At 36.2% G+C, this 12,765-nt stretch carries 10 protein-coding genes; 6 read left to right on the plus strand and 4 right to left on the minus strand.

What is annotated here, in order from left to right; genetic code table 11:
• Nucleotides 1-126: 126 nt before the first annotated feature.
• Entirely contained in the window at nucleotides 127-1,428 is a 1,302-nt protein-coding gene (nagZ, locus tag FXW34_RS16485) for a beta-N-acetylhexosaminidase (RefSeq protein WP_246141122.1), read from the minus strand.
• 261 nt (nucleotides 1,429-1,689) lie between these two features.
• Between nagZ and ahpC the strand changes: the two genes are divergently transcribed.
• The gene (gene ahpC / locus FXW34_RS16490) at nucleotides 1,690-2,253 is read left to right on the plus strand and encodes an alkyl hydroperoxide reductase subunit C (RefSeq protein ID WP_147535129.1); all 564 of its coding nucleotides are present in this window, start codon (nucleotides 1,690-1,692) and stop codon (nucleotides 2,251-2,253) included.
• A gap of 15 nt (nucleotides 2,254-2,268) precedes the next feature.
• On the plus strand, nucleotides 2,269-3,798 hold the full coding sequence (ahpF, locus tag FXW34_RS16495; RefSeq protein ID WP_147535130.1) for an alkyl hydroperoxide reductase subunit F: 1,530 nt from the start codon (nucleotides 2,269-2,271) through the stop codon (nucleotides 3,796-3,798).
• Between the two features lie 82 nt (nucleotides 3,799-3,880).
• On the opposite strand, the gene FXW34_RS16500 is transcribed toward ahpF, so the two are convergent.
• The 3 genes from FXW34_RS16500 to FXW34_RS16510 form a co-directional block, all read right to left on the minus strand.
• Entirely contained in the window at nucleotides 3,881-5,014 is a 1,134-nt protein-coding gene (locus FXW34_RS16500; RefSeq protein WP_147535158.1) for a glycerate kinase, read from the minus strand.
• A gap of 27 nt (nucleotides 5,015-5,041) precedes the next feature.
• Nucleotides 5,042-6,316, minus strand: coding sequence for a GntP family permease (locus FXW34_RS16505; protein WP_147535132.1), 1,275 nt, complete (start codon nucleotides 6,314-6,316; stop codon nucleotides 5,042-5,044).
• Nucleotides 6,317-6,437: 121 nt separating this feature from the next.
• Nucleotides 6,438-7,559: a CdaR family transcriptional regulator gene (locus tag FXW34_RS16510; RefSeq protein ID WP_147535134.1), complete on the minus strand. Its 1,122-nt coding sequence runs from the start codon at nucleotides 7,557-7,559 to the stop codon at nucleotides 6,438-6,440.
• A gap of 242 nt (nucleotides 7,560-7,801) precedes the next feature.
• Here FXW34_RS16510 and FXW34_RS16515 point away from each other — a divergent pair, with 242 nt between their 5' ends.
• The 4 genes from FXW34_RS16515 (at nucleotide 7,802) to FXW34_RS16530 (ending at nucleotide 12,297) form a co-directional block, all read left to right on the plus strand.
• The gene (locus FXW34_RS16515) at nucleotides 7,802-8,521 is read left to right on the plus strand and encodes a sigma-70 family RNA polymerase sigma factor (RefSeq protein ID WP_187118994.1); all 720 of its coding nucleotides are present in this window, start codon (nucleotides 7,802-7,804) and stop codon (nucleotides 8,519-8,521) included.
• A gap of 59 nt (nucleotides 8,522-8,580) precedes the next feature.
• Complete coding sequence (gene clpP / locus FXW34_RS16520; protein ID WP_147535136.1) at nucleotides 8,581-9,162, plus strand: ATP-dependent Clp endopeptidase proteolytic subunit ClpP; 582 nt, start codon at nucleotides 8,581-8,583, stop codon at nucleotides 9,160-9,162.
• 174 nt (nucleotides 9,163-9,336) lie between these two features.
• Nucleotides 9,337-10,353 carry a DUF3231 family protein gene (locus FXW34_RS16525; RefSeq protein WP_425457444.1) on the plus strand — a complete coding sequence of 339 codons (1,017 nt, stop codon included), beginning with the start codon at nucleotides 9,337-9,339 and terminating at the stop codon, nucleotides 10,351-10,353.
• 369 nt (nucleotides 10,354-10,722) lie between these two features.
• Nucleotides 10,723-12,297 (plus strand): ATP-binding protein, encoded by a 1,575-nt coding sequence (locus tag FXW34_RS16530; protein ID WP_147535137.1) that lies wholly within the window; start codon nucleotides 10,723-10,725, stop codon nucleotides 12,295-12,297.
• Nucleotides 12,298-12,765: the final 468 nt, after the last annotated feature.

Raw genomic sequence — 12,765 nt, forward strand, 5'->3', positions numbered from 1 at the left:
AGTGGAAGAAGTACCAGACAATCTTATGTGATTCTCCATCTGTAAGCACCCCCTTTAGCTCTACATTATAACGTAAATTGCTAATCAATTGAACAGCTTTTGCTTGGGTTATTTTAATAGTCATAGCTAATTCAGGCTTTTTTGGTAAGGTTCTACATGATACTTATCCAAAACAGATTTGATAAGATTATTAAGCTTACTGATATTGACCTTTTCAGTCAATGTATCATCTAATTCATATTTTTCTTTTAACTGGAGTATTCTTGTAACACTTTCATCAATTCTTTCTTCTGATATTTCTCCATCCTCAACAGCCTTTTTCAATGTGGAAATCACTTTAATCATTTTCTCGTAATCATGAGCTACCATGATTATATCGCTGCCTGCTTTTATCGACTCAACCGCAGCACTTCCAATATCAAAGTTACCTGTAATGGCCTTCATTGTCATATCATCAGTAATAATTACACCATCATACCCTATTTTGTTTCTTAAAAGCTCAGTAATAACAGCTTTGGATAGTGATGATGGATAATCTTGATCAATTTTCGGCAGCATGATATGTGCAATCATCACCATATCAGCTCCTTCATTAACAGCGCGATTAAATGGAATTAACTCGAGCTTTTCAAGTTCTTTAAGTGATTTATTCACTGTTGGCAATTCCAAATGGGAATCAACAGAGGTATCTCCATGACCTGGAAAATGCTTTATTGTCGCGATAATTCTCTCTGACTGGAGTCCTTTCAACGTCTGAATTCCTAATTCACTAACAAGTTTTGTGGTTTTGCCAAATGAACGGTCTCCAATGATTGGATTTTCAGGATTACTATTGACGTCTAGTACTGGGGCAAAATTAATATTAAAACCATAGGCACTTACTAGTTTTGCAAGAACACTTCCTATTTCAAAGGAGAATGACGGGTTGTTTAGCTTACCAATTTCGATATTGGTAGGTAGATTTATTAAGCCTCCAGGCAGCTTTGATATTCTCCCACCTTCTTGGTCAATACCAAAAAATAAAGGTAGCTTATTGTTCTGATTCTTCAGCTTAAGAGAATTGATATAATCTACTGTTTGGACTGGGCTGTCCATGTTTTTCTTATTAAAAATTATCCCGCCAACTTTATAATCAGTTACTAATCGTTCTGCAAGTGAATCCGGTTCTGTGCCTGAGATGCCCGCAAAAGTCATCTGTCCTATTTTTTCATCCATACTCATATTATCAATAAGATTACGAATAGCTATTGAAGGATCGCTTTGATTTGGTATAGTGATTTTTCCACTAACTCTGTCTGCATCAGAATGACCGACATTTTCAGGTGGTAATGGATCATTTTTTTCTGATTCTATTTTTATGAGTAATACAGAAATCAGTGTCAAACCAAAAATGATTGATAAAATTACAAGCCATATTTTCTTGTACACTCTCTTCCTCCTAAAATTCTTAATTTCTACAATGAATATTACAGCTCAATTAATTAGACATATAAAAATAGTGTTTTGTTACATTTATCATACTTTCCGTAAATTGAAGTATTTAAATAAACATTAATTGTATTATTGGGTTTTTTGTACCCTATTTGTTTCACGTGGAACAAATCTCAAAATTGGATATATCTTACTCTAGACTTGGTTAAACTATTAAGGAATTGGAAGAATATTAAAATTTGGGAGGAATCGTTTATTATGTCTCTTATTGGAAAAGAAGTACAACCATTCAAAGCACAAGCTTATAAAAATGGAGAATTTATCGAAGTATCGGAACAAGATTTCAAAGGACATTGGACTGTTGTTTGCTTCTATCCAGCAGACTTTACCTTTGTTTGCCCAACTGAACTGGAGGACCTTCAAAATCAATATCCTGCCCTTCAAGAACTAGGAGTAGAAGTTTTCTCTGTATCAAGAGATTCCCATTTTACACATAAAGCATGGCACGATACATCAGAAGCAATTGGCAAACTTACTTATGCTATGATTGGTGACCCTGCACATGTTCTCTCCCGTCACTTTGATGTGCTCATTGAAGAGGAAGGAGCTGCAGACCGCGGTACATTTATTATTGACCCTGATGGTGTGATCCAAGCTGTTGAAATTAATGCAGGCGGAATTGGTCGTGACGCGAGCACTCTCATCAACAAAATTAAAGCAGCGCAATATGTACGCAATAATCCAGGTGAAGTTTGCCCAGCTAAATGGCAAGAAGGAAGCGAAACACTTAAGCCAAGCCTTGATTTAGTAGGTAAAATTTAAGGAGATCGATTATAAATGGCACTTGATGCAGAAATTAAATCCCAACTAAATCAGTACCTACAACTACTTGAGAATGATATCGTCCTTAAGGTTAATGCAGGTACCGATAAAATTTCAAACGAGATGTTAGAGCTAGTTGAAGAACTAGCCTCTATGTCATCTAAAATAAAAATGGAGAAAGCTGATTTACCAAGAACACCAAGCTTTAGTGTAAACCGTGTTGGCGAAGATACTGGTATTACATTTGCTGGTGTCCCATTAGGACATGAATTTACTTCATTAGTGTTAGCCCTTCTCCAAGTGAGCGGACGAGCACCAAAAGTGGATCAAAGTGTCATTGATCAAATTAAAAATATTGACGGTGAATATCACTTTGAAACCTATGTTAGTTTAACCTGCCACAACTGCCCTGACGTTGTACAAGCTCTGAACATTATGTGTGTGTTAAATCCTACTATTTCCCACACAATGATTGACGGTGCAGCATACAAAGAGGAAGTTGATAGAAAAGATATCTTAGCCGTTCCGTCTGTTTATCTTAATAGCGAGCCTTTTGGCAATGGTCGTATGTCAATTGAAGAAATTCTTTCAAAGTTGGGGGAAGGTCCAAGTGCAGAAGCACTTTCCGATAAAGACCCGTACGATGTCCTTGTCATTGGTGGCGGTCCTGCTGGATCAAGTGCAGCTATCTATTCTGCTCGTAAAGGGATCCGGACAGGAATTGTGGCTGAGCGTTTTGGCGGTCAAATTTTAGATACGCTAAGCATCGAAAACTTTATCAGTGTGAAAAATACTGAAGGTCCAAAGCTTGCAGCTGCTCTCGAAGAGCATGTTAAGGAATATGATATCGATGTCATGAACCTACAACGTGCGAAGAAATTAGAAAAGAAGGACTTCATTGAGGTTGAACTCGAAAGTGGTGCGATTCTTAAAAGTAAGACCGTCATCATCTCAACTGGTGCACGTTGGCGTAATGTGAACGTTCCTGGTGAACAAAAGTTTAAAAATAAAGGTGTAGCCTATTGTCCGCACTGTGATGGTCCATTATTTGAAGGCAGAGATGTTGCTGTTATTGGCGGTGGTAACTCTGGAATTGAAGCTGCGATTGACCTTGCAGGAATTGTAAAGCATGTAACTGTTCTTGAATTTATGCCAGAGCTTAAAGCGGATGAAGTTTTACAAAAACGCCTTTATAGCCTTCCAAATGTGACAGTTATTAAAAATGCTCAAACAAAGGAAATTACCGGTATTGATAAAGTAGATGGTATTACTTATATTGAACGTGAAACAGGCACGGAACATCATATTGAATTAGCAGGTGTATTTGTCCAAATCGGACTTGTACCTAACACTGATTGGTTAGAGGGTTCACTCGAACGTAATCGAATTGGCGAAATCATCGTCGATAAAAGTGGAGCTACAACTATTCCTGGAGTATTTGCTGCGGGAGATTGTACTGACAGTCCTTATAATCAAATCATCATTTCAATGGGATCAGGTGCAACTGCGGCATTAGGTGCTTTTGATTACTTGATTCGAAACTAATATTGAGTACTACTGAAAAAAATCCCCCTTTGTAATAAAAAGGAGGATTTTTTTCAATATAATGATATTAAACCTACATAAACTATGATTTCATTTTCCAAACAGCAGCTATATTCGCAGCACTTCTCTCTACGTATTTTTCTGCATGTCTAAAGGCATCTTCTAATGATATGATTCCAGGGATAATACTGAATACTGCATCAATACCATGTTCATATACAATATGGCTATCATCAGACACGTTTCCGGCAATCCCTACGACGGAGACTCCATATTTTTTAGCTGTCTTAGCAACCCCAATAGGCGTTTTTCCAAAGATGGTTTGCCCGTCAATCCTACCTTCTCCAGTGATGACTAAATCGGCATCTTTAACGATTTGTGATAGGCCAGTAGCTTCAATGACGATTTCGACACCACGCTTCAATTCTGACGGTAAAAAGGCCAATAACCCTCCGCCAAGTCCGCCCGCTGCTCCAGCTCCCGGTACATTGGTTATTATTTTGCCAAGGTCTCGTTCAATAATAGCTGCAAAATGGCTAAGGTTTTGATCCAACTGTGCTACCATTTCAGGAGTAGCTCCTTTTTGAGGCCCAAAGATAGCAGATGCGCCTTTTTCTCCTGTCAAAGGATTATCAACATCACAAGCTACCTCAATTTTAATATTCGCTAACCTCGGATCAAATCCTGAGATATTAATAGAGGCTAAGTCACAAAGAGAGCCACCACCCTCGCCAATTTCCATACCATTTTCATCTAGTAGAAGTGCACCAAGAGCTTTAGCCATGCCCGCCCCGCCATCATTTGTTGCACTCCCACCAATTCCAATAATAATATGATTCACGCCATTATCTAGAGCAGCAGCAATTAATTCTCCTGTCCCTCTAGTAGAGGTAATAAGCGGATTTCGCTTCTCTGTTGGCACAAGGTGTAAACCTGATGCAGAAGCCATCTCGATTACAGCTGTTGTTTTATTCCCAAGGATTCCAAAGAAGGCATCTACTGGTTTCCCTAGCGGTCCTGTTACCGTTTTATAAATAATTTCACCGCCTGTAGCATCCACTAGAGACTGGACCGTCCCTTCTCCGCCGTCAGCCATTGGTACCTTTATATATTCAGCATCAGGAATTACTTGCTTGAAGCCTTTTTCGATCGCTTCAGCTGCCTCTAATGCTGATAAACTTTCTTTAAATGAATCTGGAGCAATGACAATCTTCATCATTTTCCCTCTCCTGTCTAATTGATTTTATCCGAAAAATTGGAATACACCGTAAATCAATGTAGAAATAATCGCTAACGTTAAACCTACAAGCGTTTCGTATGGAATCACTTTTAGGCGTTCTTTAATTTCCATGTTCACGCTTCCTCCTGTTGCGTGGAAGAAGCTTCCGTGCGGTAAGTGGTCTAGAACGGTTGCACCAGCATGAATCATTGCAGCACCAGCAATAGCAGAAACACCCATTTCTAAAATCGTTGAACTAAATACCTGGCTCGCTACAGCAGTACCTGCAGTTGTAGAAGCAGTTGCAGCTGACATAAAGATACCAGACACAGGTGCAAGAACATAACCTGGAAGTCCAATTACATTTAATCCTTCTATTAAGACGTCTTTCAATCCAGAATTAGCAATAATACCAGCTAGTGTACCTGTCCCAAGAAGCATAATGGCAACACCAGTCATTTTTCCTAAACCTGAGATGGAATACTCGTTTATCTGTTTCCCTCTGCCCATTACAATCGCTCCCACAATACCACCAATAGGTAAAGCAATCATCGGATCGATACTAATATCAAATAATGGTCTTAATGATAATAGTATAATCGTTACTAATGGTGCGATTAAAGCAGGTAAAAATGCAGGAAGCTGTCCACCATTATGTGTTTCGATTTCTTGGACTTGAACAGTTGAGCCTCTTTTTACTAACTTTTTCGCAATTAAATAGGTAACAGCAAGTCCAAACATGGCTGGAATAATCCCTGCTGCCATAATTGAAGTTAATGGAACATTAAACGCATCAGAAGCAGCTATGGCATTTGGGTTAGGTGACATAATGTTACCAGCTTTCCCTCCACCAATCATCGCCAGTAAAATAGCCGTTTTAGAAATACCGGCTTTTTTAGCAATTGCAAGGGCAATTGGAGAAACGGTTATAACAGCAACGTCGATGAAAACTCCAACTGCAGTTAAAATCATGGTTGCAATCGCTAATGCTAGCAATGCTCTTGTTTCCCCTAGTTTTTTGATAATTGTTTCAGCAATTACCGCTGCAGCACCTGATTCAATTAGAACTCCTGCTAAAATACCCGCAGCCAAAATCCGTAATACAGCTGGAATAATTCCTTTAGCACCTTCCATCATTAATGTAACAGTATTGGTTATATCTGCTCCTCCAACAAGACCACCGATTAACGCACCGGCAATCATTCCGTAGGCAGGTGATACTTTCTTTAAAATTAGTACAATGGCAACAACTAGTGCAATGATTGCACCTAAAGCACTTACTTGAATTTGAGCATCCATTGGATTACTTCCTCCTTGGTTGATGTACCACCATTGTAAGCGTTTACCTGGCGATTTACATTGTTCAGACCATCAAAAAAAGGCTTGGGGAATTCAAGCCTTTTTGTGCATTTGCACAAATCTATTTAATTTGATTTTGTAAAATAGAAAGATAAAGTACTAATAAATCCTTAACCTTACGTGGATCCTTGTTTGTTAAATCAGTAATCTTTTCCAAGCGATATCTTAGGGTGTTTCGATGAATAAAAAGCCTTCCCGCGACTTTATTCACATCTCCATTTTCTTCAATATATACCCTCAATGTTTCCAATAGTTCCCCTTTTTTATCATGTTGTTTTATTTGTTGAAAATAAGGACCAATTTCCTCTCCAATCTTATGTTGGTTTGCTCGTGCAAGAAAAATAGGCAATTTATAGTCCTCATAAAAATAAATGGATTTATCAGGATCTATTTTTTCCCCAACATTTAAAGTATAGACAGCCTCTTGATAAGACTCGGAAATCCCTTTAATTCCTTGGCGGTAGCCTCCAATTGCCATTTTACAACGTAATTGTTGGTGTTTTTCCAATTCAGCAACCCATTTTTCCAATTGGTTTAAAGTATTGGTGTAATTCCATTCTGCTTGCTTTAAATCTACCTTTTTTAATAGAACTATGTACTCTGAATGCATCACATATAAGTCGTCTTTTTCCCGTTTATCGTGAATCCACTTATACCCTTTTGATTGGTTTTCAGTTGATAAGATGATTGCTACTCTTGGGATAGCTAAGTTAATATCGAGTCGGTTTACTCTTTCAAGGTATAATGGATTTACACTTTCCGTTCCTTGCAGTAGCTGAGAAATCAATTCCTCTTTTAATCTTTCATCCCACCGCATTTCATTGATGAGGACTGCTTGCTGAAGTATCATTTCTGCAGCCATTTTGACCAATTCTCCGTAATTTCGGATTTCCTCAGGTGGTCCTGTAATCCCAATGACTCCAACGACTTGATCACGAAAGTTAATCGGCAAATTAATTCCCGCTTTAACTCCGTGAAGCAGTTCAGCGTCGGTTTCACTTATTTCAAAACCTGACTGGGTCGCTATTACCCTAACTGCCCCTTCATGAATGGAATCTATCCTTGTTTTATCACCTGAACCAATAATAACTCCCTTCTCATTCATGACATTAATATTTCGATTTATGATTTTCATTGTTCGATTAACGATTTCCTGAGCCAAGGATTGATCTAAAAATCTCATGATATATTCCCCATTTCAAACTTTGCTAAAAAGGCTGGGATTATTTTAACACTAATCATTCATTTAATCGATTTGCAGTAAAAAAGGCAACGACAATTAACTTCTCTCTGGAAAATTGATTACACTTATACATATACTGAAACCAATAAATTATTTGTCATGAAGAAAAAATTTGATTACCCATATCTTTTCATTACAGTTGTTCGTTTATAAAGTAGACACGTGTTGAAGGAGTGATTGTTGTGCACAACAAACTTTCTAAAGTCTCAAAGGACATTCAAGATTTTCAAGATAATCTAACTGATGAAAAGCTTCAAGAATTTTACCCGAAGCTTCGCCGATATTGCCAATTTATATCACAAAATTGCTGGGATAGAGATGAACTTGTTCAAGAATCTTTGCTAAAGGTACTGCAGCACTATATGCACCTACCCGAAATACCTACAGCTTTACTGAATAGAATTGCACGAAATGAGTGGATTGATACCGCACGAAAACGGAATAAAGAGTCGATTGAAGCAATCCCAGAACAGGCATATGATGAATCAAAACGAATTGAAGACCGTTATGAAGTGATTCAAAAATTAATGAATAACCTAACTCCAAAGCAGACAGTTATGTTTGCCTTAAAAGAGGGCTTTCTGTTTCAAATATCTGAAATTGCGATGCTATTTAACACCACCGAAACTGCTGTTAAAGCAACCATTTATCGGGCCAAACAACGTTTGGAAAAGCAATGGACTATCGAAACAAACCCCATTATCAATCGATATTGGGATTTTGAAGACCAACAGCAAATTGAAAAAATCCTTTATCATTCTTTTAAAAATCAAGATCCAACCATATTAATCAAATCTATTCCTAAAATCCCTTCTTTAAGGAAAGGTACCGACTTTACTTGCTCTATGCACAAATCAAGTCACATTCACTTTCCTTCAAGCACTGTCCGTTTTGCAGCATAAAGGGAGGCAATGTTCCAAAGTGTTTCTTTTTTACAATTGAAGCAGAGGAGGTAAGATAAATGAGTGTTATTCCATATGTAATTGAACAATCAAATCATGGTGAACGTTCATACGATATTTACTCAAGGCTTTTAAAAGATCGGATTATTATGATCGGTGAAGAAATAAACGACACTGTTGCAAACAGTGTCGTAGCACAGTTGCTATTTTTATCTGCAGATAATCCTGATAAAGACATTTCTCTTTACATTAATAGCCCAGGAGGCTCAACCACAGCAGGTTTTGCTATTTTTGATACAATGCAATATATAAAGCCTGATGTAAGAACTATTTGCACCGGATTGGCTGGATCTTTTGGTGCCCTGCTCTTACTTGCAGGAACAAAGGGAAAACGTTTTGCCCTGCCTAATAGTGAAATTATGATTCATCAACCACTGGGTGGCGTTCGTGGGCAAGCAACAGAAATCGCAATTACTGCAAAACGAATTCTTAAACTCCGAGAACACATTAATCAGATTATTTCTGAACGAACAGGGCAGCCTGTAGAAAAGGTAGCAATTGATACAGAACGAGACTATTTTATGAGTGCAGATGAAGCTAAAGAATACGGGATTATTGATGAGGTAATCAATAAAGCATAACAAGGAGCTTCCTCAATTTATATTTTGAGATTAGAAAAAACCGGCCTTCTTCACAAAAGGCCGGTTTTTGTGTATTGGTGATGGCTTCAACGTAATTTATCAACATGTGATTACAATCAGCAGCGTTTCTCACTTATATTAGGATGAAGGTTTGGAAATTCTATTTAGAAAGGAGTGGATAAATTGAATAATCAAAATAGTCATATGCCTTTTCTAGAACTAACCGCTACCGAAGTATCTAACCTTTGGTCTTCCTTTTTAATGAATAGTATGCAACAAAGACTTTTCGAATATTTTTTGGCTAGTACAGATGATAGCAAAATTAAACAAATTATAGAAAAGATGTTGACTCAAGCTCAAGAGAGTCTAAATGCACTCAAGGAGATATTTAATAAAGAGAATCTTAATACTCCTCAGGGTTTTACAGAGGAAGACGTAAGGGTTGACGCAACCAAAGTATTTTCTGATACATTTATTTTATATTTTTGTTTTGATTTGACACATCTCTCGATGAGTACATATCCTATTGCATTATCAGATTGTACTAGAAGCGATATTCGCAATCATTTTCAAGTAAACATTGCATTCTCTGTGAAGATCCAGGATGAAATTGTAGAATTAATGTTATCCAAAGGAGTATATTTGAAACCTCCACATATAGCGATAGATAGTGAGGTTGAATTTGCTGATAACTCTATGTATTTTAATGGTTTTTTTGGTGGTTCAAGACCCTTAAATGCACCTGAAATCGCCAACTTAGCAAGGATTATCCATAGGGCACAGTTTTCAAAAATGATCTTTGTTACCTTTAGCAAATTGGCCAAAACAAAGGAGCTAAAACAACATTTTGGTAAAGGTAGAGATGGGATTGAAAAAGTATTAATCTCACTTCAAGAGGTTCTTGATAAAGAAAACATTCCGATTTCAGCCTCAGGGGATTATCAAATTTCCAACGTAGAAAACTCTCCTTTTTCCGATAAATTAATGTTATTTTTTGTGAATACTTGTCTTGGAATATTCTGTTTTGTTATGATAAATCAGGCTATGACTTCTAGTTTAAGAACAGATATAGTTTCTAAATTAGGCAAAATATCAGATGAAATGCAGAAGTTTTATGGTTTGGGATTAATTTTAGCAATTAAAGAAAATTGGTTTGAACAACCTCCCCAAGCTGTTGATAGAAAAGTTTAGTTAGAAATTTAATATTAATCCATGGGTTAACAGGCCGAGATATCAAGTTTTATTATAAATTTGATATTTCGGCCTGTTCCATTACTTCCATCAAACTTCATTTATATATAGTAAGGTTCCCCGTGATAAATAAGTTTTTACACAACTATTTCAAGTAATATTGTGTTTAACTTAGTATGTAAACTTTTTCGGTTATTTAAAATTTTACTTTGTTAAAAAACACCGCGCTGTTATTATTAAATGGTATTCCTTGAATTTTTATTGGATATTCTTATGTTTATAATATCTTAAAGTGAAATTGTATTATCGGAACTATATCATCATGTTAACTAAAAGACAGCTCATGCATTTCTTAGAGGTGAAATAATAATGAATATTCAAAATCTCCATAGTAAAAATGTTTTGCTAATTCGTATTTTATGGGGATGTTTTCTACTATGTATGTTTGTTCAAATTCTTAAACATAAAGACCCTACTTTTATCAGCGTCTTCTTTGCAAGTGGTATGTTAGTATGTGGAACCATATCATATTTCGTTTTCAAGAAGCTTTTTATTAAGCAAACAATGTATTTATGCGTACTGGGAATGTCATTTGTTACATTTGTCCTTATAGATAATGAGCCTGTAATATCAAATTTCTATCTCATTTTTTTAGTCATTTTCATTTTATCTCTCTATCATGATTACCGCCCAATCATTTTTATGAGTATAATAAGCATTTTTTTAGGCGCCTATTTTTATCAATACGAAGAACGCCTTAATTATACTTATCAAAAAGGTGATTATTCTTACTTTTTATTTACACTTTCTGTTACCTTTCTTGTAGCTTTCTTACAAATTCGCTATAGCAAAGCAGTAGAAAAAAGGGATAATGCTAAAAAGGAAGAAGTAAGAAGGGACAATGAACAACAAATATTAGCCCTAATCAATTCAATGCCCGATTTAATATATATTCAGGACAGTACAGGGAGATTTATTGAAATGAATCAGTATGCTAAAGATTTGTTTAAACTGAATCATATTGATTATAGGAATAAAAATTTAGACGAACTTTTTTCCAAAAATGAATGGTTTAGAAACTTTCAAAATTGCTTTTCCAACGATGAAATTTCTTGGGAGAAGGGTACACCTTATAGATTTGAATTGGAATTTGCTATAGAAAATCAATTATCCGCTACATTTGATATTATTAAGGTTCCTACCTTTTTTACTGACGGTAGCAGGAAAAATTTATTGGTCATAGGACGTAATATTACAGAACAAAAGAAAGCATATGACCTAATTTTAAGATCAGAAAAACTTGCTGTGGTCGGAGAGCTTGCTGCTGGTGTGGCACATGAAATTCGAAACCCTCTAACTTCAATAAAAGGGTTTATACAGTTAGCTGATCAAAAAGGAACATTTAATCCCCATCACGTACAAATAATGTTAGGTGAAATATTAAGAATTGAGTCTATTGTTTCCGAATACTTATCATTGGCGAAACCAAACGAAAACTCACCAAAATCTCTTCAAAATATAGATACTCTTTTAAGAAATGTAATTACTCTGTTTGAGAGTCAAACAAATCTAAGAAATATCGCTATTCACTCAAAATTAGATCATTCTTATCAAATCATGTGCAACCCCAATGAAATTAAACAAGTGCTTATTAATATTTTTCAAAACGCTATTGAAGCGATTGGAAGTAATGGGGACATCTTTATATACTTGAAGAATATCCCGGGAAGTGGTGTAGAAATCACCTTTATAGACAACGGATGTGGTATTGAGAAAGAACGATTAAAGAAGATAGGTGAACCTTTTTTCTCAACAAAGGAAAAAGGGACTGGGCTTGGATTATTAACCTCCAACCGTATTATTGTAAAACATAATGGTACTATAAAGATTAATAGTGAGGTAAATAAAGGGACTGAAGTGAGAGTCTTTTTGCCAAATAGCTAATCTTGGAAATTGCCAAAGTTTACTTCCTTGCAAAATGCAATAAAAAATCAGCACCTTCCTGCTAATTGGGGAAGGTGCTTTCTTCTTTCTCAGAAAAGCCTCATTTACTTATAGTACGGTTCACCTTGTCTTATCTAAGTGAGGTTTCCTTAAAGTAACCAACAAAAGTAAGTATAATAAGCGGAGAATTTCCCGCTATTTATAGAATGGAGCCCGTTTCGGGGAAAAATAAGTGGAGATTTTCCGCTTATGCACATAAAAATTGTCTATTTTTACGTTTTTTTAGTCATTAAGCGGAATTTCTCCCTCTATTTAAGCTATTTTCAATGCTATTTTTAATATAGGAGCATTCCTGTTAGAAGGATTTTCGGGGACTTGAACAACAAAGAGCCCTCTTGGTATGATACGGGGTGTCAAAATCTGCAGAAATTGACCCCTAATTTGTAACCAAGGAGGACTCCATAATGG

This window comes from Bacillus marasmi, from assembly GCF_902168435.1.
Classification (GTDB): domain Bacteria; phylum Bacillota; class Bacilli; order Bacillales; family Cytobacillaceae; genus Bacillus_BU; species Bacillus_BU marasmi.

Excerpts from the sequence above, each read along its gene's own strand:
- ahpF (WP_147535130.1), top strand. The coding sequence starts at position 2,269 with ATGGCACTTGATGCAGAAATTAAATCCCAACTAAATCAGTACCTACAA.
- FXW34_RS16505 (WP_147535132.1), bottom strand. The coding sequence starts at position 6,316 with ATGGATGCTCAAATTCAAGTAAGTGCTTTAGGTGCAATCATTGCACTA.
- FXW34_RS16510 (WP_147535134.1), bottom strand. The coding sequence starts at position 7,559 with ATGAGATTTTTAGATCAATCCTTGGCTCAGGAAATCGTTAATCGAACA.
- clpP (WP_147535136.1), top strand. The coding sequence starts at position 8,581 with ATGAGTGTTATTCCATATGTAATTGAACAATCAAATCATGGTGAACGT.
- ahpC (WP_147535129.1), top strand. The coding sequence starts at position 1,690 with ATGTCTCTTATTGGAAAAGAAGTACAACCATTCAAAGCACAAGCTTAT.
- FXW34_RS16530 (WP_147535137.1), top strand. The coding sequence starts at position 10,723 with ATGAATATTCAAAATCTCCATAGTAAAAATGTTTTGCTAATTCGTATT.
- FXW34_RS16500 (WP_147535158.1), bottom strand. The coding sequence starts at position 5,014 with ATGAAGATTGTCATTGCTCCAGATTCATTTAAAGAAAGTTTATCAGCA.